At 72.8% G+C, this 21,529-nt stretch carries 17 protein-coding genes; 16 read left to right on the forward strand and 1 reads right to left on the reverse strand.

The features are described 5' to 3' along the window. The first annotated feature begins 98 nt into the window (after positions 1–98). The 7 genes from OHB56_RS39025 to pgm all read left to right on the forward strand — a co-directional run bounded on the left by OHB56_RS39025 (position 99) and on the right by pgm (position 7,737). A complete protein-coding gene (locus OHB56_RS39025) occupies positions 99–1,055 on the forward strand; it encodes an STM4015 family protein (RefSeq protein WP_326751038.1) in 957 nt (318 codons plus the stop codon). 10 nt (positions 1,056–1,065) lie between these two features. Then, positions 1,066–2,313: an STM4014 family protein gene (locus OHB56_RS39030; RefSeq protein ID WP_406359303.1), complete on the forward strand. Its 1,248-nt coding sequence runs from the start codon at positions 1,066–1,068 to the stop codon at positions 2,311–2,313. Between the two features lie 118 nt (positions 2,314–2,431). After that, a complete protein-coding gene (locus OHB56_RS39035) occupies positions 2,432–3,253 on the forward strand; it encodes an STM4013/SEN3800 family hydrolase (RefSeq protein WP_326751037.1) in 822 nt (273 codons plus the stop codon). After that, on the forward strand, positions 3,250–4,623 hold the full coding sequence (locus OHB56_RS39040; RefSeq protein WP_406358623.1) for an STM4012 family radical SAM protein: 1,374 nt from the start codon (positions 3,250–3,252) through the stop codon (positions 4,621–4,623). Before OHB56_RS39035 ends, OHB56_RS39040 begins: the two co-directional genes overlap by 4 nt. A gap of 34 nt (positions 4,624–4,657) precedes the next feature. Continuing rightward, the gene (locus OHB56_RS39045) at positions 4,658–5,566 is read left to right on the forward strand and encodes an STM4011 family radical SAM protein (RefSeq protein ID WP_406359304.1); all 909 of its coding nucleotides are present in this window, start codon (positions 4,658–4,660) and stop codon (positions 5,564–5,566) included. Continuing rightward, positions 5,563–5,991, forward strand: a complete 429-nt coding sequence (locus OHB56_RS39050; protein WP_326751035.1) for a hypothetical protein — start codon at positions 5,563–5,565, stop codon at positions 5,989–5,991. The genes OHB56_RS39045 and OHB56_RS39050 overlap by 4 nt, the downstream gene beginning before the upstream one ends. A 105-nt stretch (positions 5,992–6,096) precedes the next feature. Next, positions 6,097–7,737 carry a phosphoglucomutase (alpha-D-glucose-1,6-bisphosphate-dependent) gene (pgm, locus tag OHB56_RS39055; protein ID WP_326751034.1) on the forward strand — a complete coding sequence of 547 codons (1,641 nt, stop codon included), beginning with the start codon at positions 6,097–6,099 and terminating at the stop codon, positions 7,735–7,737. Between the two features lie 99 nt (positions 7,738–7,836). Here pgm and OHB56_RS39060 read toward each other — a convergent pair whose 3' ends face one another. Further along, positions 7,837–8,358 carry a hypothetical protein gene (locus tag OHB56_RS39060; protein WP_406358626.1) on the reverse strand — a complete coding sequence of 174 codons (522 nt, stop codon included), beginning with the start codon at positions 8,356–8,358 and terminating at the stop codon, positions 7,837–7,839. Positions 8,359–8,632: 274 nt separating this feature from the next. On the opposite strand from OHB56_RS39060, the gene OHB56_RS39065 reads away from it, so the two are divergent. The 9 genes from OHB56_RS39065 to OHB56_RS39105 all read left to right on the forward strand — a co-directional run bounded on the left by OHB56_RS39065 (position 8,633) and on the right by OHB56_RS39105 (position 21,310). Continuing rightward, entirely contained in the window at positions 8,633–9,724 is a 1,092-nt protein-coding gene (locus tag OHB56_RS39065; RefSeq protein WP_406358628.1) for a PP2C family protein-serine/threonine phosphatase, read from the forward strand. Positions 9,725–9,797: 73 nt separating this feature from the next. Then, positions 9,798–10,355 (forward strand): MarR family winged helix-turn-helix transcriptional regulator, encoded by a 558-nt coding sequence (locus OHB56_RS39070; protein ID WP_406358630.1) that lies wholly within the window; start codon positions 9,798–9,800, stop codon positions 10,353–10,355. Between the two features lie 117 nt (positions 10,356–10,472). After that, positions 10,473–11,585: an alpha/beta fold hydrolase gene (locus tag OHB56_RS39075; protein ID WP_406358631.1), complete on the forward strand. Its 1,113-nt coding sequence runs from the start codon at positions 10,473–10,475 to the stop codon at positions 11,583–11,585. Then, positions 11,582–12,013, forward strand: a complete 432-nt coding sequence (locus OHB56_RS39080; protein ID WP_406358633.1) for a hypothetical protein — start codon at positions 11,582–11,584, stop codon at positions 12,011–12,013. The genes OHB56_RS39075 and OHB56_RS39080 overlap by 4 nt, the downstream gene beginning before the upstream one ends. A 98-nt stretch (positions 12,014–12,111) precedes the next feature. Then, positions 12,112–13,377, forward strand: coding sequence for a glycosyltransferase family 4 protein (locus tag OHB56_RS39085; protein ID WP_406358635.1), 1,266 nt, complete (start codon positions 12,112–12,114; stop codon positions 13,375–13,377). Next, a complete protein-coding gene (locus OHB56_RS39090; RefSeq protein ID WP_406358637.1) occupies positions 13,374–14,192 on the forward strand; it encodes a transferase in 819 nt (272 codons plus the stop codon). Before OHB56_RS39085 ends, OHB56_RS39090 begins: the two co-directional genes overlap by 4 nt. Before the next feature lie 419 nt (positions 14,193–14,611). After that, positions 14,612–15,643 (forward strand): hydroxyacid dehydrogenase, encoded by a 1,032-nt coding sequence (locus OHB56_RS39095; protein ID WP_326751025.1) that lies wholly within the window; start codon positions 14,612–14,614, stop codon positions 15,641–15,643. Then, positions 15,640–17,541: a DUF2264 domain-containing protein gene (locus OHB56_RS39100; protein WP_406358639.1), complete on the forward strand. Its 1,902-nt coding sequence runs from the start codon at positions 15,640–15,642 to the stop codon at positions 17,539–17,541. The genes OHB56_RS39095 and OHB56_RS39100 overlap by 4 nt, the downstream gene beginning before the upstream one ends. Before the next feature lie 385 nt (positions 17,542–17,926). Beyond that, positions 17,927–21,310, forward strand: a complete 3,384-nt coding sequence (locus tag OHB56_RS39105) for a CARDB domain-containing protein (protein WP_406358641.1) — start codon at positions 17,927–17,929, stop codon at positions 21,308–21,310. Positions 21,311–21,529: the final 219 nt, after the last annotated feature.

Genomic DNA, 21,529 nt, shown 5'->3' on the forward strand with positions numbered 1-21,529 from the left:
GCTGCACGCACCGTCGGGCGGCTCGCATCCCGGGTTCCGTGGCGGCGTCGGACCTGGAACGCCATCCGTTCGCTCATCACATGTCAGGAGCAGTCCGCATGACCCACGTCGCTCACCTCGAGGAGCTGTACGGCCTGCGCGTCTTCCACTCGCCCGGAGCGTCCGACACGGCGGCCGACCTGCCCCGGCCCGAGACCGTGGCCTGGCGGATCGCCACCGAGACGTACGACGCCGAGGAGACGTGGGAGGAGGCCTTCGCCCGGTTCTGCGCCACGGTCGACACGACGAAGGTGCGGGCCCTGGTCGTGGGCCCCTGGGAAGACGCGTACGAGGCGTCCTCGTCCAGGGTCATAGAGGTGCTGCTGGCCGCGCGCGACCGTCTGCCCGCCCTGCGAGCACTGTTCCTCGGGGACATGACCTCCGAGGAGGCCGAGATCTCCTGGATCACCCAAGCCGACGTCTCCCCCCTGTTGGCGGGCTTCCCCGCCCTGGAGGAGTTCGGGGTGCGGGGCAGCCAGGGGCTGAAGTTCCCCGCCCTGCGTCATGACGCACTGCGCGCGCTGGCCCTGGAGTCCGGCGGGCTCCCGGTGGACGTCGTCCGGGGTGTCGGGGCCAGTGAACTGCCCGCGCTGGAACACCTCGACCTGTGGCTCGGCACCTCGTGGTACGGCGCCGACAGCGAGACCGCGGACCTGGCACCGATCCTGTCCGGTGACCGCTTCCCGAACCTGCGCCACCTCGCCCTGCGCAACAGCGAGATCCAGGACGAGGTCGCCGCCGCCGTCGCCTCCGCCCCGGTGGTCGCCCGTCTCGACGTGCTCGACCTGTCCATGGGTACCCTCGGCGACGAGGGCGCCGCCGCCCTCCTCGGCGGTCAGCCGCTGACCCACCTGAAGAAGCTCGACCTGCACCACAACTACCTCAGCGAACCCGTCCGGCAGCGCCTGACCGAGACCCTCGTGACCGCGGGCGTCGAGATCGATCTGGACCCGGACGGCGCCGAGGAGTACGAGGACGAGGGCATCGTCGAGCGTTACGTGTCGGTCGGGGAGTGACGACCGCGTGATGCAGCCTCAGCCGCCCCTTCCGGTGCCCGCCCGGACCGGGCCGGCCGCCCCGACGGCCGGCCCGCCCGTGCGCTTCGCCGTCGTGGGCAACCCGGAGAACCGCAGGGTCACCCTCTTCGCCGACGGCGTACGCGCGGCCGGGCTGCCCGCACCGCGCGTCGTGCCCTGGGCCGAGGTCCTGCGTGCGGGCGGAGCAGACTTCGCGCCGGAAGAGATCGTCCGGCTCGATTCACCCGGCGAGAACCCGGAGGTCGACCGACTGCTGCGGGACACCCCGGACCCCATGAGGGTCGAGGGTTCGGCACGCTGGTACACGCGGTTCACCCGGGCGGTCCGGGAACTGCGGGGCGGAGTCCGGCTCGACGACGCCGGCGACCTGGCCGTCCTGTTCGACAAGCGGCGCTGCCACGCGATCCTCGCCGCGGCGGACGTCCCCGTGCCCCGGTCGCCCACCTCCGGAGAGGACGCGGCACCGGTCCGGGGCTGGGACGACGTCCGTGCGGTCATGCGCGAGCACCGGATGCCGAGGCTCTTCGTCAAGCTCGCGCACGGTTCCTCGGCCTCCGGTGTACTCGCCGTCGAGTCGTCGGCCGCCGGCCGTATCCGGGCCACCACCTCCGTCGAACTGGCTCCGGACGGAGCTCTGTTCAACTCCCTCAAGCTGCGCCGTTACGAACGCGAGCGGGACATCGCCGCGATCGTCGACACGCTGGCACCCGACGGTCTGCACCTCGAACGCTGGCTGCCCAAGGCCTCGCTGGGGGGCCGCGCCGCCGACCTGCGGATCGTGGTGGTGGACGGCCGCGCGACCCACGTTGTGGTGCGCACCAGCACCTCGCCGCTGACCAACCTCCACCTCGGCGGAAGGCGCGGCGACCTGGACGCGGTCCGGGGCGCCGTACAGGCGGGGGGCGGGCGGTGGTCGGACGTCCTCGCCGTGTGCGAGCGGGCGGCGGCCTGCTTCCCCCGCACCCTGTGCGTGGGCGTCGACCTGCTCCCGGCCACAGGGTGGCGCCGGTTCGCGGTCGGCGAGGTCAACGCCTTCGGCGACCTGCTGCCCCGCCTCACGGGTCTGCCGGGCAGCGGAGCGGAGGGCCTCGACACCTACGCGGCCCAGATCACCGCCGTCCTGCGCCGCACCGGCACCGAGGGCGGCCCACGGCAACCGGGCCACCGGCACGCGCACCACCTCCAGCAGCACGCGCACGACCCGCACAGAACAGGAACCACCCATGCCAGCGCCTGACCCGACGCCCCACGCGTCCGCCCCGCGCGACCCGCAGGCCGCCGGACCCGGCGTACCCACCGCGTCCCCGGCGCCCCGGCGACCGGACCGGCACGGGCTCGGCACGAGCAGACCCGACATGAACGAGATCGTCGGCAGCCACGACATCCTGCTCGTCACGCTCGACACCCTCCGCCACGACGTCGCCGCCGAACTCGCCGCCACCGGCCGCACCCCGAACCTCGCCCGCCTGCTGCCCGGCGGCCGCTGGGAGGAGCGGCACGCCCCGGGCAGCTTCACCTACGCCTCGCACCAGGCGATCTTCGCCGGCTTCCTGCCGACGCCCGCCACCCCCGGCCCGCACCCCCGCCTGTTCGCGGCCCGCTTCGCCGGCAGCGAGACCACGGCCGACGGCACCTTCGTGTACGACACCCCGGACCTGGTGTCGGGCCTGGCGAAGGAGGGCTACCGCACGGTGTGCATCGGCGGAGTCGGCTTCTTCAACCGGCAGGGACCTCTCGGCTCGGTACTCCCCGGCATGTTCCAGGAGTCCCACTGGGAACCGGAGTTCGGCGTCGCCTCGCCCACCTCCTTCGAGGCCCAGGTGACCCGCGCGGAGGAAGTCGTCCGGGAACTGCCCGACGAGCAGCGCCTGTTCCTCTTCGTCAACGTGGCCGCCCTGCACCAGCCCAACTGGTTCCACCTGCCCGGCGCCACCCCGGCCGACGGCGACAGCCGCGCGACGCACGCCGCCGCCCTGGAGTACGTCGACCGGCACATCGGCCGCCTCTTCGCCGCCGCGAGCAGCAGACGCCGCTGCTTCGCCGTCGTCTGCTCCGACCACGGCACCGCGTACGGTGACGACGGCTACACCGGTCATCGCATCGGCCACCCGTCCGTGTGGACCGTGCCCTACGCCCACTTCCTCCTGGACCACACCCCCGCCGAGGCCGCCCGATGACCACCGCCACCAGCCCTCACCCCCACATCGCCGGCGCACACCCGGCGAGCCCCTACCAGAGCTACGTCTACGCCTACCCGCACAAGACCGCCTACCGGCAGCTCCCCGACCGCCCGCGCCTGCGCGACCTGTGGGCCGCCGAACCCAAGGACGCCCTCTCCCTCTATCTCCACATCCCGTTCTGCGAGGTCCGCTGCGGCTTCTGCAACCTCTTCACCCGCATCGGCGCCCCGGACGGCCTCACCGGCGCCTACCTGGACGCCCTGGACCGGCAGGCGGGTGCCGTGCGGGAGGCCCTGGGCGAGCAGGACGGCCTGCGCTTCGCCACGGCGGCCTTCGGCGGCGGCACCCCCACCTTCCTCACCGCCGCCGAACTCGAGCGGCTGTGCGACATCGCCGAACACCGCATGGGCGCCGATCTGCGCGCCGTCCCCCTGTCCGTGGAGGCCTCGCCGGCCACGGCCACCGCCGACCGGCTGGAGGTCCTCGCCGCGCGCGGCACCACCCGGCTGAGCCTCGGCGTCCAGAGCTTCGACGACACCGAGGCCCGCGCCGCCGTACGGCCACAGCGCCGCGCCGACGTCGAGGCGGCCCTCGGCCGCATTCGCGAGGCCCGGATCCCCGTCCTCAACATCGACCTGATCTACGGCATCGACGGCCAGACCGAGCGGACCTGGCTGCGCTCCCTGGACGCCGCCCTGGCCTGGCAGCCCGAGGAGCTCTACCTCTACCCGCTCTACATACGCCCCCTGACCGGCCTCGGCCGCCGCGCACCGGCCACCGACCCGGCCTGGGACGAGCAGCGGCTGCGCCTGTACCGGCTGGGTCGCGACCATCTCCTCGCCCGCGGCTACGGCCAGCAGTCCATGCGCATGTTCCGCCGTGCCGACGCTCCGCCTCAGGAGGCCGACGACTACGCCTGCCAGACCGACGGCATGATCGGCCTCGGCTGCGGCGCCCGTTCGTACACCGCCGGTCTGCACTACTCCTTCGACTACGCCGTCGGCATGCACGAGATCCGCGGCATCATCGACGACTACGTCTCCCGCCCGGCCGCCGACTTCGCCCACGCCGAGTACGGCCGGACCATCGACGCCGACGAGGCCCGCCGCCGGCACCTCATCCAGTCACTGCTCCAGGCGGACGGCCTCGACACCGCCGACTACCGGACCCGGTTCGGCAGCACGCCCCAGGACGACTTCGGCACCGAACTGTCCCGGTTCGCCGAGCGCGGCTGGCTGGCGGACGACGGCCCGCACGCCCCGTCGACGCTACTGACCCCGGAAGGGCTCGCCCACTCCGACGCCATCGGTCCGGAGCTGTTCTCGTCGGCCGTCCGGGCCGCCATGGCCGCCTACGAGCGGAAGTGAGACCCGCCCCATGACCGGCTCCCCGACCAGCCCCATGGACCTGACCGTGCTCTACCGGGGCCCGCTCGCCTCGTGCGACTACGACTGCCCGTACTGCCCCTTCGCCAAGCGCCGCGACAGCCGGGAGCAGCTGCGCGCCGACCGGGCCGCCCTGGAGCGGTTCACCCACTGGGCCACCGCGCAGACCGGCGACCGCCTCTCGCTCCTCTTCACCCCCTGGGGCGAGGGCCTGGTCCGCTCCTGGTACCGGCGCGCCCTGACGGAACTCTCCCACCGGCCGCACATCCGGCGGGTCGCCATCCAGACCAACCTCAGCTGCCGCACCGACTGGCTCGCCGACGCCGACCTCGACACCCTCGCCCTGTGGTGCACCTACCATCCGGGGCAGACCCCGTACGACCGCTTTTCGGCCAAGTGCCACGAACTGGCCCGCCTCGGTGTCCGGTTCAGCGTCGGCATCGTCGGCCTGCCCGAGCACCTGGAAGCGGCCCGGCGGCTGCGTGCGGAACTGCCGGACCAGGTGTACCTGTGGGTCAACGCCGCCGAGGGCCACACCTACGACGACGCGGAGGCCGAGGTGTGGACCGCGCTGGACCCGCTCTTCCCCTACAGCCGCCGTCCCCACGCCAGCGCGGGCGCGCCCTGCCGCACCGGGGAGTCCGTGATCTCCGTCGACGGCGAGGGCACGGTCCGCCGCTGCCACTTCGTCCCCGACGAGCTGGGCAACCTCTACGACGGCAGCTACCGGGCGGCCCTGCGGCCGCGGGCCTGCCCCCTCACCAGGTGCGACTGCCACATCGGCTATGTCCACCTGGAGACGCTGCCGCTGTACGACGTGTTCGCGGGCGGTGTCCTGGAACGCATCCCGGCGTCGCCCGCGGGGCGGGACTTCCGGGACCGGGCGGGTTTGCCGAGGGGTTCAGCGGCAAGTCGGTGTCCATGAGTGAACAGAACAAGAGCGCGAATCAGAAGACCACCTCCACCCGGACCGCCGCGTCCAAGGCCCGGAACGCCACGGAGAAGGCGACCGCTCCCGCGGAGCGGGCCGCCGGTGGCGTTGCCACCAAGGCGGGTGACGCGGCGTCAGCGGCCAAGTCGGGCGCCGAGCGCGCGGCCGGAGTGGCGAACGGTGCCGTGCAGAGCGCGGCCAAGGGCGTCGAGGCGGGCCGCCGGGCGGTCGTCGCCACCTCGGGACAGGTCGCCGCCACCGCCGTGACCGCCTGGACGGTCCTCACCCACCGCAAGCTCGTCGCCGCCGGCGTCGGGGCGGGCCTGACCGTGCTGAGCGCCGCGTCCTACGCGGTGGGGCGCCGCGCGGAACGCCACAGCCACGGTCCTTTCACGCGGATGACCGGCGGACGCATCTGACCCGGGGGCGGTGCGGGGCCGGGCGGTTCCACTCGCGCAGTGCGGCCTCGAAGAGGAAGGATGTGTCCACAAGCGCAGAATCAACCCCTGCCAAGGAGTGGGCACATGCAGCACGAGCGAGCGGGCGGCCCGGCCCGCCCCGAGGATCTCGTCGACGTCGCTCGGCTGGTCACGGCGTATTACGCGGTGCACCCGGACCCCCAGGACGCGGGACAACGTGTCGCGTTCGGGACGTCGGGGCACCGGGGATCGTCCCTGGCGGGCGCGTTCAACGAGGACCACATCGCCGCGACCAGCCAGGCCATCTGCGAGTACCGCGCCGGCCGGGGCACCGACGGCCCGCTCTTCCTGGGCGCCGACACCCACGCGCTGTCCGAGCCCGCGCGGGTCACCGCCCTGGAGGTGTTCGCGGCCAACGGAGTCACGGTGCTCATCGACAGCGCCGACGGCTACACGCCGACCCCCGCGGTCTCGCACGCGATCCTCACCCACAACCGGGGCCGCACCACCGGCCTCGCGGACGGCGTCGTCGTCACCCCGTCCCACAACCCGCCCGCCGACGGCGGCTTCAAGTACAACCCGCCCAGCGGCGGCCCCGCGGGCTCGGAGGCGACCGGCTGGATCCAGGACCGGGCCAACGAGATCATCCGGGGCGGCCTCGAGGACGTCCGGCGCATTCCCTACGCCCGCGCCCTCACCGCCCCCGGTACCGGCCGCTACGACTTCCTCGGCACCTACGTCGCCGACCTGCCGAGCGTGCTGGACCTGGAGGCGATCCGTACGGCAGGCGTCCGTATCGGGGCCGACCCGCTGGGCGGGGCGTCCGTCGACTACTGGGGCCGGATCGCCGAACAGCACGGCATCGACCTCACGGTGGTCAACCCCCTCACCGATCCCACCTGGCGGTTCATGACCCTGGACTGGGACGGCAAAATCCGCATGGACTGCTCGTCTCCGCACGCCATGGCGTCCCTCATCGAGCGGCGCGACCGCTTCGACATCGCCACCGGCAATGACGCGGACGCCGACCGGCACGGCATCGTCACCCCGGACGCCGGCCTGATGAACCCGAACCACTACCTCGCCACGGCCATCCAGTACCTCTACGCGCACCGCGAGCAGTGGCCTGCCGGGGCCGGTGTCGGCAAGACGCTGGTGTCCTCCGCGATGATCGACCGGGTCGCCGCCGAGCTGAAGCGCGAACTGGTAGAGGTGCCCGTCGGCTTCAAGTGGTTCGTCGACGGACTGGCGGACGGCACCCTCGGCTTCGGCGGTGAGGAGTCCGCCGGCGCCTCCTTCCTGCGCCGTGACGGTTCGGTGTGGACCACCGACAAGGACGGCATCCTCCTCGCGCTGCTCGCCTCCGAGATCACCGCGGTCACCGGGAGGACGCCCTCCGAGCACTACGCCGCGCTCACCGCCCGCTTCGGCGAGCCCGCCTACGAGCGGATCGACGCCCCGGCGACCCGGGAGGAGAAGGCCCGCCTGGCGAAACTCTCTCCCGAGCAGGTCACCGCCGACACCCTCGCCGGGGAGGCGGTCACCGGGGTGCTCACCGAGGCCCCCGGCAACGGCGCGTCCATCGGCGGCATCAAGGTGACCACGGCCAACGCCTGGTTCGCGGCCCGCCCTTCGGGCACCGAGGACGTGTACAAGATCTACGCCGAGTCCTTCCAGGGCCCCGGCCACCTCCGCCGGGTGCAGGAGGAGGCCAGGACGGTGGTGCTGTCGGCACTGGGCGGCTGACCGGTCCCGTACCGTCCGCCAGCCGCCGCCGTCTGCCCGGCGCGGGTGCGACGCCGACCGGGGGTCGCACCCGGGCCGCGTATCGCGGCCGGCGGCGCGTCAGCCTGCCTGTACCGCAGACGTGGCCGGGGACGGGGAGGCGAGGCCGGACGGGGCGGACGTCGCCGTGGGCAGCTCCGCGGGGACGTCCTCCGACTGCTGCAGCACCGTGTCGGCGGGCCCCTGGTCCGCACTGCCCGCGCCGGTGGACAGCTGGGACCAGGCACCCAGGACCAGCGCGATCGCGGCGGCCGTGCCGATGACCCGGCAGACCCGGCGCGCCCTGGCCCGCCCGTCCAGGTTCCGCCACGACGGGCCCTCCCACGGATCGTCGGGGTGCCACAGGTCACCGACGGCGCCCGTGGTGTCGGTGACCTGCCCCTCCGTGCGGTCGCGTGCGTCCGTGCCGGCCGGCTGCGGCTGCCACCCCGACGCCCGTTGCAGGGCGGAGGGTTCGACGGGGGCGGTGGCGCGGATGGCACGTTCGTTGTCCGTGAGGAACCGCTGCCAGACCTCGTCCGGCACCGACGGCGTCCCGTCCCTGTCCTCCGGCGTCTCGCCGTCAGGTCGCTGCGCGGTCACGTCCGTTCGCTCCTCTCCGGTGAGGGAGCCCGTCGAACACACCTCAGCTCACTCGCACCAGGACCCCGGGCAGGATCATCCCACAGCACGAAATCGTCGGACCAGGGGCCCGGAGCCCCGGATGTCGTCGTCCGGGCCGGGGACTCGATTGCATAAAGGTCCGAGGTAGGGGCCGGAACGCGCCCACGACCATTGCATAGTCTAACGGTGGGGGAGGGGCGTCTGCGGAGGAATCGGACGGCTCTCGAGCGCCTCGACACCGCTGGAGCAGGTCATGACCGACGAGAAACCGCCATGGAGCCAGACGGCGCTGTCCTGGATGCCGTTCGTGGTGATGGCAGTGATCGCGATCATGGACGTCCTGGTCGGACCGGGGGTGGGCCTGCTGCCCCTGGTGGCGGTCGGCCCCGCCTTCGCCGGACTCGTCGGCGGCTGGCGCCGTACCGCGGTGATCGGCGTGCTGGCCCTGCTGCTGTGCGTGGGGCTGGGCCTGTACAACGGGCTGTTCGCGGAGCGCCGCGGGTACACCGCCATGGTGTCCGTGGCGGGGGTCACCGGCGTCGGCATCGCGGCCGCGGTCATGCGCTCCCGCCGGGAGGCGGAACTGGCGAGCATGCGGTCGATCGCGGAGGTCGCGCAGCGCGTGCTGCTGCGGCCGGTGCCGCTGAACGCCGGGGCGTTCCAGGTGGCGGTCTCCTACACGTCCGCCGTCGCCGAGGCCCGTATCGGCGGCGACCTGTACGAGGTGGTGGCCTCACCGCACGGGGTCCGGGTGATCGTCGGTGATGTCCAGGGCAAAGGGCTGGCCGCGGTGGAGACGGCCGCCGTGGTGCTCGGTGCCTTCCGGGAGGCCGCCTACGACGAGCAGGACCTGGCCGGAGTCGGCGAGCGGGTGGAACGCAGCGTGGCCCGGGAACTGGAGGGCGAGCGGTTCGTCACCGCCGTCCTCGCCGAGATCGACGTGGGCCGGGACCTCGTCCTTCTGAACTACGGGCACCCGCCTCCCCTGCTCGTACGGCGCGACGGCGGCGTCGACTTCCCGGAGCCGCCCTCGTACGCCCTGCCGCTGGGCCTGACCGCGCACGGCACCGAAGGGCCGGAGCCCTTCACGGTGGGGTTCGAGCCCAGCGAACAACTGCTGCTGTACACCGACGGAGTCACCGAGGCGCGTGACGAGGAGGGCCGCTTCTATCTGCTGGGCGAGCGCACCCACCTGCTGAAGGAGCCCGACATGCACCGTGCCCTCGAGGCCCTGCGCGAGGACCTGGTCCGGCATGCCGGCGGGCCGCCCGGTGACGACGCCGCGATGATGCTGCTGCGCCACCAACGGCACGGCGACGGGAACCCGCCCCCGCCCGGCGGCTGAACCGTGACTCCGGCGCACGGGCCGGGCGATGACGAGAGTGCTGACGAGGACGAGGACGAGGTACAAAGGATCCATGCCGGAGCGTGAGATTCCCGCCGGGGCGGGTGACGACGTCGACGCCGTCACCCGTGCGGTCCTGACCGCCTCACGGTTGCTGGTGGCGGTCTCCGCGCGGTCCCTGGGCGCGGTCGGGGACCGCGTGACCCTGCCGCAGTTCCGCATGCTGACGGCCCTGTCCACCCGCGGTGACACCAAGCTGGTCGCCCTCGCCGGACTGCTCCACGTCGCCCCGTCCACCGCGATGCGCATGGTGGACCGGCTGATCGCGGCCGGACTCGCCGTACGGCACACCAATCGGGCCAACCGCCGCGAGACACTGCTGCGGCTGACCGACGAGGGCCGGCGGACCGTCGAGGACGTCACCGCGCGGCGTCGCGCCGAGATCGCCGCCATCGTCGAACGGCTCACTCCCGGGGAACGGGTGGCGCTCGTCGAAGCACTCACCGCGTTCAACGAGGCAGGCGGCGAGCCACCGGCTCCGGACGCCCCGGAGGGCCCGCAGCCCCCGGACGCCCCGCGGCTCCGCCCGCCCGACCTGCCCGCCGAGGACGGAAGCGCTCCGCGGAAGTGATCCGGCCGAAGCGCCGATCTGCCGAAGCGGCAACAAGGCTCCACCCCCACCCGCTCCTGCCTCCATGCTCGGAGCACGGTCCAGGTGCGGGACGGATCACGCGTCACGGGAGCACGTATGCCACCGCGGCAGCCCCAGCACGACGCCACCCGCCGGCTGGTCCCCTCGCTCGCGGGCCGCATCCATCTGGTGGAGCAGGGCACCGGCCCGCTGGTCCTGCTCGTGCACGGGTTTCCCGAGTTCTGGTACTCCTGGCGCCACCAACTGCCCGTCCTGGCGGCGGCCGGGTACCGCGCGGTGGCCGTCGACGTCCGCGGCTACGGCCGTTCCTCCCGGCCCACCGCCACGGACGCCTACCGCATGACGGAACTGGTGGCGGACAACGTCGCGGTCGCGCACGCCCTGGGGGAGCGGTCCGCCGTGATCGTCGGGCACGACTGGGGATCGACGATCGCCGCCCACTGCGCCCTGCTCAGGCCGGACGTCTTCCGCGCGGCGGGCATGCTCGGCGTGCCCTACGCCCCACCCGGCGGCCCGAAACCGAGCACCGTCTTCGCCTCGACGGGCGGCGACGAGGAGTTCTACGTCTCCTACTTCCAGCAGCCCGGCCGGGCCGAGGCCGAGATCGAACCGGACGTACGCGGCCGGCCGGCCGGCTTCTACGCGGCGCTGTCCGCCGACACCATGCCCGCTCCGGACGCCCCGGGACCGTACTTCGTGAGTCCGGACGGCACCCTGCGCGACCGGTTCCCCACCGGCCGGCGGCCCGCCCGGCTGGGTGAGACCGACCTCGACGTCCACGCCGCGGAGTTCGAACGCACCGGGATGAGCGGAGCCCTGGCTCGCTACCGGACCATGGACCGGGACTGGGAGGACCTCGCCGGCCACACCGGCGCGCCCCTCACGCAGCCGTCCCTGTTCATCGGCGGTGCCCTGGACGCGTCCACGGCCTGGAGGGGCGACGCCATCAAGGCCTTACCCGGCACACTTCCCGGGCTGTGGTGCTCCCGCATCCTCGACGGCTGCGGCCACTGGGTCCAGCAGGAACGGCCCGAGGAGACCAACGCGATCCTCACGGACTGGCTCGCGGCACTGCCCGCCGTCCGGGAGCGGGGTGCGCCGCGGCGCACCGGAGCGGGCGACCGGGCTTCAAATATGCATGCTAAATTCCTATTTGAGAGATCCTGTGTACAGGAATCACAGGACGCACAGGACGGTGACATCCGATGACGGCAGACGACGGAGACGTCACCACCGGGCGCGGGGACGACGTCCCGCTGCCCCGGATGCTGTGCGACACGGACGCGCTGGCGGCGCTCGCGGACGCGCCGGCCGGCGCCCTGTGGCGGCTCGCGGAGTCCGGCCGGCAACTCGACGCCAACGTCGTACGCATTCCGCCCGGCCGACAGGTCGACACCCACCGCGAGCCCGACCTCGACGTCCTGCTCCTCGTCCTGGCCGGAGAGGGCTCGCTGACCGCGCCCGACGGAACGCGGGTCCTGCGCGCGGGCGCCCTGATGTGGCTTCCGCACGGCTCCACACGCGCTCTCGCCGCCGGCGGGCAAGGACTGACCTACCTGACCGTGCACCGCCGCCGCCCCGGCATGCAGATCAAGTCGCCGGACGTGACGGCACCTTCGGCCGACCGGCCCCAGTAGAGGTGACCAGGCGAAACTTTCGTCCAGAAGGCGTAACCCGAGCCAACGAAGTGATAACAGCAGACAACTTCTGAACGCTTTGGGCGGTCTAGTCCGCCATGAAGATTTCTTTCCTGATCCACAACGCCTATGGCATCGGAGGCACGATCACCACCACGTTCAACCTCGCCGCCGCGCTGGCCGAACGGCACGACGTGGAGATCGTCTCCGTGCTGCGGCACCGGGAGCACCCCAACCTCACCCCGCACCCCGACGTGCGGCTGCGGCCCCTGGTGGATCTCAGGACGGAGAAGGACGACCCCCGGCACCGAAGACCGGCCAAGGTGTTCCCGGCGGCCGAGTACCGCTACCACCAGTACAGCGAGTTGACGGATCAGCGGATCGCCGAATGCCTGGAGTCCATCGACGCCGACGTGGTCATCGGGACCCGGCCGGGACTCAACGTGCACCTCGCGCTCCAGGCCCCTGAGCACGTCGCACGCGTCGGCCAGGAGCACCTCACCCTGGACAACCATCCGCCCCGGCTGCGTACCGCGCTGCGCCGTGCCTACCGCCGCCTCGACGTGCTCACCACCGTCACGGAGGCGGACGCCGACTCCTACCGGCGCAAGATGAGGCTGCCCGGTGTGCGTGTGGAGGCCCTCCCGAACAGCGTCCCCGACCCCGTGCTGCCCGCCGCGGACGGCACCGCCAAGGTGATCGTCGCGGCCGGCCGGCTGGTCCCGGTCAAGCGCTACGACCTGATCATCAAGGAGTTCGCCCGGGTCGCGGCGGCCCATCCGGACTGGCAGCTGCGCATTTACGGCAAAGGTGAGGAACAGCCCGCGCTGCGCCGCCTGATCGAGTCGCTCGGCCTGTGGAACAACGCCTTCCTCATGGGCGCGGCGACTCCCATGGAGGCCGAGTGGGTCAAGGGCTCCATCGGTGTGGCCGCGTCCAACTTCGAGCCGTTCGGCATGACCATCGTCGAGGCGATGCGCTGCGGACTGCCCGTCGTGAGCACCGACTGCCCCTACGGACCCGGCGAGATCATCAAGGACGGGGTCGACGGCCGGCTCGTGCCCGTCGATGACGCCGACGCCCTCGGCGAGGCCCTGCTGGACCTCGTCGGCGACGACGAACGGCGCCGCCGCATGGGCAGGGCCGCCCTCGACAACGCCCGCCGGTACGCCCCCGGACCCGTCGTGGCACAGGCCGAACGCCTCGCCGAGGAGGCCGTGGCGGCCCGGAGCACCGGTCGGCGCCCCGCGCCGGACGGCGGCCGGGCCCACCGGAACCTGTCCGGCCAGGGCCACGCCGCCGCCGACCTCGCCCTCGCCGCCGCCTCCGAGGCGCTGCGCACCCTACGGAAGGGACGCCGATGAGCACCGCCGCACAGGACACGGGAGCACCACGCGCCCACTGCACGGTCGACGCCGACGGCCGGACCCTCTTCCGCGTCGCCCTCCGCTCGGCCGGGCGCCCCCGGCTGGCCCTGGTGCCGAGACCGAAGAAGAACGTGCCGCAGCAGCCCACGCGCCTCCTCGACCTCGAACCCCACGGCGACGACGGAGACCTCCGCGCGGTGCTCGAACCGCTGCCGGCCCTCGCCGAGGGCCGCTGGGACGCATACCTGATGAGGGAACCGGACGCCGTACGGGAACGGCTGCGCCCGGGGCTGCGGGACCTGCGCGCCCTCGTCGACGGAAACCTGCGGGAGCGGCCGTCCCCGGTGGCCGTCCGGGTCCCCTACGCCACGAAGGACGGGTTCCTGGCGGTCCGGACCTGGCTGCGCCCCGCTCACGCCGAGGCCGGCCGCCTCGACCTCGCGGACGGTGCGATGACGGTCCACGCACGCCTGCACGGCGCCGAACTGTCCGACGGCGCCACCGCGTTGCTCCGGCTGCGCGGCGACAAGGACACCACGCGCTCCTTCCCGCTGCGGACCGACGGCAGCGCCTTCTCCTTCACGGCTCCCTTCGGGGAACTGACCGGCAGAGCGCCCGGCGACCAGGTCTGGGACGCCTTCCTCCGGCCCGCCGCCGGTGTCCCGCCGGTCCGGATCGGCCGGCTCCTCGACGACGTGGCCGACCGCAGGACGGTGTGCGTGTACCCGGCGCTCACCGTCGGCGAAGCCGCCGTGCGCCCGTACTACACCGTCGACAACGACCTCGCCGTCGAGGTGACCGCCGCGCACTGAACCGTCCGCCGCCCGCCCCGGCCGTGCGGCCGAGCCGCACACGGCCGGGGCGGGTCTCGCGTGTCCCGCCCCGCCCCGCCGCCCTCGTCCCGACCACCTGCTTCCGGGGGCGCTGCGGACACCGGGCCCCCGCCTGGCCGCCCTGTTCCTCTTCCGGCCCACCGCGATCCGGCACGTCTTCTTCCCGCCCATGATGACGCTGTCCGACCCGGACCCGGGCCCCCGCCGGTCCCGGCCTCCGCACAAGGAACGGTCCGGAGCCCGTTGCGCCCGAGTGCCACCCCGTGGTCACCATGGGCTTGCTCCTGACGGTCGTGCCCCTCGTTCTCGCCTTCGCCCTGCCTCAGCGCTTCCGGCGCGGCGGTCCGACCGCCGGCGTCGTGAAGCGACCCGCTCACAGAAGGAGTCCCGCCCCCACCATGACCGAGCACCCGCCCGGATCCGCCTTCCGACCCCGTGCCGCACTGGCCATGCACCCGGACGTCGCCCCGGCCGTCCTCGACGCCGAGGCGCACGCGGCTCTCGCCGCGCTGTGCGATCCGGTACCCCTCCCCTTACTGGACGACTTCACCACGCCCCGGGCGCGCGCCGTGCTGGCCGACGTCGACCTGCTGGTCACCGGCTGGGGCTGCCCGCCCCTGGACGCCGAGGTCCTGCGGGCCGCACCCCGCCTGCGCGCCGTCGTGCACGCCGCGGGCAGCGTACGCGGCCATGTCACCGACGCCTGCTGGGAACGCGGCATCGAGGTCTCCTCCGCCGCCGCGGCCAACGCCGTACCGGTCGCCGAGTACACCCTCGCCATGATCCTTCTCACCGGAAAACGGGTCCTGGAGAGCGCGCACGACTACCGCAGCGCCCGCGCCCGGACCGACTGGCCGCGCCCCGACCGCTCCACCGGCAACCACCGCCGCACCGTGGGCATCCTGTCCGCCTCCCTCATCGGCCGTCGCGTCATCGACCTGCTGCGCCCGCACGACATCGACGTCCTGCTCCACGACCCGTACGTCGACGACAAGGAAGCGGCCGGACTCGGTGTGCGCCGGGTGGAACTGGCGGAGCTGTTCCGGCAGTCCGACACGGTCAGCGTGCACACCCCGCTGCTGCCCGAGACCCGTGGCCTGGTCGGCCGCGAACTGATCGACTCCATGCGGCCCGACGCCGTACTCGTCAACACCGCCCGCGGCGCCGTCGTCGACCAGGACGCGCTCACCGACGCGGCGCTGGCCGGCCGCATCCGTGCCGTGCTCGACGTCACCGAGCCCGAAGTCCTGCCGTCCGACCACCCGTTGTGGAGTTGCGAGAACGTCCTGCTCACCCCCCACCTCGCCGGTTCCCAGGGCAACGAGCTGCGCCGCCTGGCCGATCTCGCGCTCGCCGAGATCCGGCGCTGGGCCGCCGGCGACGGCTTCCTCCACCCCGTACGACGCGAAAGGCTGGCCTTCCTCGCATGAGCATCCCCTTCGAACTGCCCCCGGAGAACCGTGACCTGAGCCCGCACACCGGCTACACCCGCGCCCACTGGGAGGCCGCCGCGGACGGGCTCCTCACCGCGGCCTGGCGCTGGAGCACCCCCGGCCACGCCCTGCTGGACCTGCCGGGACGCCCCTCCCGCTCGGGCGTGCGCTCCGACGGCCTCGAGGGGTACGCGAGGACGTTCCTCGCCGCCGCCTTCCGGGTGGCCGGCGCGGACGGGGACGACCCGCACGACCTGCTCGAGCGCTATGCGGGCGGACTCGCCGCCGGCACCCGCACCCCGGGCCGCGACGACACCGAGTCCTGGCCGCTGATCCTCGACTTCACGGTGCAGGGCCAGCCCATGGTCGAGTCGGCGTCGATCGCCCTCGGCCTGCGCCTGACCGCCCCCTGGCTGTGGAAGAACCTCGACCCGGGCGTGCAGGACCGCGCCGAGCAATGGCTGCGGGGCGCGCTGCGGCACACCCCCGCGCCGAACAACTGGTACCTCTTCCCGTACACCGTCGCCGGGTTCCTCGAGTCCGTCGGCCGGGGCGACCGCGAGACGGCCGCGGCCCGGCAGCGCGCGGTGGAACATCTCGAGAACTGGTACCGGGGCGACGGCTGGTACACCGACGGGGAGATGCCGGCCTTCGACCACTACAACGGCTGGGCCCTGCACCTCTACCCGGTCCTCGACGCCCACCTCTCCGGTGACGCCGACGCACTGGCCCACTACGGCGCCCGGCTGCGCGCCCATCTGGAGGGCTTCGCCCTGATGTTCGGCGCGGACGGGGCGCCGATGCACTACGGGCGGTCGCTCACCTACCGCTTCGCCGCCGCGTCGGCCGTCGCGCTGGGCGCGGTGACCGGTCACAGCCCGCTGACCCCCGGGGCCTCGCGCCGCATCGCCGACGGCAGCCTGCGACACTTCCTCGACCGGGGCGCGTTGACCGACGACGGACTGCTGAGCCTGGGCTGGCACGGCCCGCACGACGCCGTACTGCAGACCTACTCGGGCCCCGCGTCCCCCTACTGGGCGTCGAAGGCCTTCGTCGCCCTGCTCGCCCCGGCCGGTCACGCCCTCTGGACGGACCGCGAGGAGCCCGCGCCGGTGGAGGAGGCAGACCGGGTGCTCGCCCTGCCCGCGCCCGGACTGCTCCTCCAGGCGACCCGGGCCGACGGAGTCGTCCGTCTGCACAACCACGGCAGCCACCATGTGAGCCCCCACCAGGCGGAGTCGGCCGCCGAGGACGACCCGCACTACGGGCGCCAGGCCTATTCCACCCGCACCGGTCCGACCGCGACCGGGAACATCGCCGACAACCACCTGTCCGTGGCGGTCGGCGGCCGGCCCAGCGTCCGCCGCCGCGTCCATCCGCTGGGTGCCGGACACGGCGACGGATGGGGCTGGGCGGCCTCCTGGCACCGGCCGGTGTTCGCCGACGGCCCGCCGATGGTGCCGGGCCTGCGGGTGGAGAGCGTCACGGTGGCCCACGGCCGTCACGAACTGCGGGTGCACCGGGTGGTGGGGGCACCGGCGGACTCCCTCGTCACGCACACCGGCTGGGCCACCGGCCCCGACGAACCGCTGGTCTCGTCCCTGCACGGCCTGCACGGCTGGGACGCCCCCGCCGCGGACCCGATCCGCGCCCCCTGGGGCACGGCCTTCACCCGCTGGGCCCGGGTACCCCGGCTCAGCGGCCGCTGCCACGGTACGACCGTGCACGTCAGCCTGGCGAGTCTGACCGCCGAACTTGACCCGCTGCCCCTGGCGGAGGCGGTCCGGGAGGTCCGGGTGGACGGAGGGAGCACGGTCGAGGTCGTGTGGGCCGGGGGCGGAACCCGCACCCGGATCGCGTTCGACCCGGTGGAGGTCAGCCACACGGATCAGTGACTCCGGGCGGGCTGCGGGCCCGTGTCGAACCGGTGCAGGGGCAGGGGCGTCGTCCGGGAGGGCGGCGCTCCTGCCGTGTCCGGACCCCGGCCCATCGAAGGTCGTTGTGTTCATGCCATTGACAAGTGGGGCAGGAGACCGAAACTCTCACTCCAGGAGCCGCAAGAAATGAACTGATGGCCGCAAAACACGTACGGCCAGTCGGCATTCCGTGGCAGGTGCCCCTTGTCTGCCCGATGCCCGATGCCCGATGCCCGATGCCCGATGCCCGCGCCTCCCGTCCGCACCCGGCCGTCTCCGCCCCGCTCCTGCGCACGCCCCGCTCCGCCGTACGTCCCGCACTCGCCCGACCACGCCCCAGCACCCGCCGTGGAACGAGGACTTCATGAGACGGAAGCGATTCGGCCCCCGGACGATCACCGGCCTGCTCCTGGCCGGCCTGGTCGTCGCCGGTCTCCACCCCGCACCGGCCGTCGCCGCGGAACCGGCCGTCCGCGGGCCCAACCTGGCGCTCGGCAAAAGCGTCACAGCCGGTGGCTCCCACCCCGGCCATCCCGTCACCAACGTGACCGACGGCAGCCAGCAGACCTACTGGGAGGGCCCCGCGGGGTCCTTCCCGCAACCGGTACGCGTCGACCTCGGCGGCACCGTCGAGGCCGACCGGGTGGTGTTGAAACTGCCCACCGGCTGGGAGGCCCGCACCCAGACCCTCACCGTCGAGGGCAGCACCGACGGCACCTCCTTCACCACCCTGTCCGCCTCCGCCGCCCGCGGCTTCGACCCCGACGACGGCAACACGGTCACCGTGGATTTCGCCTCCCGCGACCTGCGCCACATCCGTGTGCGGGTGAGCGCCAACACCGGCTGGAACGCCGCCCAGTTGTCCGAGATCGAGGTCTACGACAGCGATACCGGCACCGACCCAGGGCAGCCACCGGTGGACGGGACCAACCTGGCGCTGAACAAGCCCGTCCAGGCCTCCTCCACCGTGCACCAGTTCGTGGCGAGGAACGCCAACGACGGGCGGACGGACACCTACTGGGAGTCGTCGGGCCATCCCGCCACGCTCACGGTCCAGTTGGGTGCGAACGCCGATCTCTCCGGCGTCGTCGTGAAGCTCAATCCCGCCGCGGCCTGGGAGCCCCGGACACAGAGCATCGAAGTCCTCGCACGCGAGCAGGCGGCGAGCGGCTTCACCTCGATCAAGGCCCGCGCCGACTACACGTTCAACCCCGCCTCGGGCGGCAACACGGTCACCATCCCGGTCACCGGACGCCATGCCGACGTGCAGCTGAGATTCACCCACAACTCCGCCGGGTACGGCGCCCAGATCGCCGAACTGGAGGTCATGGGAACCGCCGCCCCCCACCCCGATCTCGTCGTCACCGACCTCACCTGGACGCCCGCGTCCCCCACCGAGTCCGACGCCGTCACCGTCCGTGCGACCGTGCGCAACGCCGGCACCGCCGCGTCCCCCGCCTCCACGCTGGACGTCAGCCTCGAGGGCACCCTCGCCGGCAGCGCCCCGGTCGGCGCGCTCGCCGCCGGAGCCTCCGCCACCGTCTCCGTGGACGTGGGCAGGCGTGCCCAGGGCGCCTACACGGTGTCCGCCGTGGTGGACCCCACGAACACCGTTGTCGAGCAGGACGACACCAACAACAGCCGCACCGCGACGGACAGACTGACCGTGGCCCGGAGCCCCGGCCCCGACCTGGAGGTCCGCGCGATCGCGAGCGACCCGGCGAGCCCTGCCCCCGGCGCCGCCGTCTCCTTCACGGTCACCGTGCACAACCGGGGCACCTCGGCCGTGCCCGCCGGCTCCGTCACCCGGCTGGAGGTGGGCGACCGTACCCTCGACGGCACGACCGGGGCGGTCGCCGCCGGCGCGAGCGTCCCGGTCACCGTCGACGGCACCTGGACCGCCACCAGCGGGTCGAGCATCCTCACCGCGACCGCGGACGCCACCGGCCGGGTCGCCGAGACCAACGAGAACAACAACATCCTCACCCGCTCCCTCGTCGTCGGCCGCGGCGCCGCCGTGCCGTACACCGAGTACGAGGCGGAGGACGGCACCTACCGGGGAACGCTTCTGACAGCCGACCCCAAGCGGACGTTCGGCCACACCAACTTCGCCACCGAGTCCTCCGGCCGCAAGTCCGTCCGCCTCGACTCCACCGGCCAGTACGTGCAGTTCACCTCCTCGGGCCCGACCAACTCGATCGTCGTGCGCAACTCGATCCCGGACGCCCCGGGCGGCGGCGGCACCGAAGCCACCCTGAGCCTGTACGCGGACGGCGAGTTCGTGCAGAAGATCCGCCTCAGTTCCAAGCACAGCTGGCTGTACGGCAACACCGACCAGCCCGAAGGGCTCACCAACACCCCGCAGGCCGACGCCCGCAGGCTGTTCGACGAGTCCCACGCCCTGCTCGGCCGGAGCTTCCCGAAGGGCACCACCTTCCGGCTCCAGCGCGACAACGACGACACCGCCGCGTTCCACATCGTCGACCTGATCGACCTGGAGCAGGTCGCACCGCCCACCGACCGGCCCGCGGGCTGCGTCTCCATCACCGAGTACGGCGCGATCCCGGGCGACGGGATCGACGACACGGACGCCCTTCAGCGGGCCGTGACCGCCGACCAGAACGGGCAGATCGACTGTGTGTGGATTCCGCCGGGCCAGTGGCGGCAGGAGCAGAAGATCCTCACCGACGACCCGCTCGACCGCGGTCAGCACAACCAGGTCGGCATCCGCGACGTCACCGTCCGGGGCGCCGGCATGTGGCACTCCCAGTTCCACACCCTCACCCCGCCGCACCAGTCGGGCGGCATCAACCACCCGCACGAGGGAAACTTCGGCTTCGACATCGACGACAACACCCGGATCTCGGACATCGCCATCTTCGGCTCGGGAACCATCCGCGGCGGCGACGGCGGAGCCGAGGGCGGCGTCGGCCTGAACGGCCGGTTCGGCAAGAACACGAAAATCAGCAACGTGTGGATCGAGCACGCCAACGTGGGCGCCTGGGTGGGCCGCGACTACAGCAACATCCCCGAGCTGTGGGGCCCCGCCGACGGGCTGGAGTTCACCGGGATGAGAATCCGCAACACCTACGCGGACGGCGTCAACTTCGCCAACGGAACCCGCAACTCACTCGTGGACAACTCGTCGCTGCGCAACACCGGCGACGACGCCCTGGCCGTCTGGGCGAGCAAGTACGTCAAGGACCCGTCCGCCGACATCGGCCACGACAACCACTTCCGCAACAACACCGTCCAACTGCCCTGGCGCGCCAACGGCATCGCGGTCTACGGCGGTTACGGCAACACCATCGAGAACAACCTGATCCACGACACGATGAACTACCCGGGCATCATGCTGGCGACCGACCACGACCCGCTGCCCTTCTCCGGACGGACCCTCATCGCCAACAACGCGCTGCACCGCACCGGCGGAGCCTTCTGGAACGAGGACCAGGAGTTCGGTGCCATCACCCTGTTCGCGCAGGGGCCGGACATCCCGGGAGTGGTGATCCGCGACACCGACATCCATGACTCGACGTACGACGGCATCCAGTTCAAGACGGGCGGCGGCGCCATGCCGGACGTCCGGATCGACAACGTCACGATCGACAGGTCCAACAACGGGTCCGGCATCCTCGCCATGGGCGGCGCCCGGGGCAGCGCCACTCTGACGGACGTCACCATCACCGGTTCGGCCGAGGGCGACGTGCTGATCGAACCCGGCTCGCAGTTCGTGATCAACCGGTAGCCCCACCGCACCGCCCCGCGCCCCGCGCCGGGCGACAGGCCCGTACCCCACCCGGGTACGGGCCCCAGTGCGTCCGGACGGCCTCCCCGCAGGGCGCGACATCCCCACCACATACGTCACAATGTGCAAGCGAGCGGATACGTGTCGTGACACGCCGGGCGGGGTCCGGGTCTCACACGAGCGGGCGCATGTGCGACATCCTTCCCGAGGGTAGAGATA

Source organism: Streptomyces sp. NBC_01635, from assembly GCF_045209715.1.
Lineage (GTDB): Bacteria > Actinomycetota > Actinomycetes > Streptomycetales > Streptomycetaceae > Streptomyces > Streptomyces hirsutus.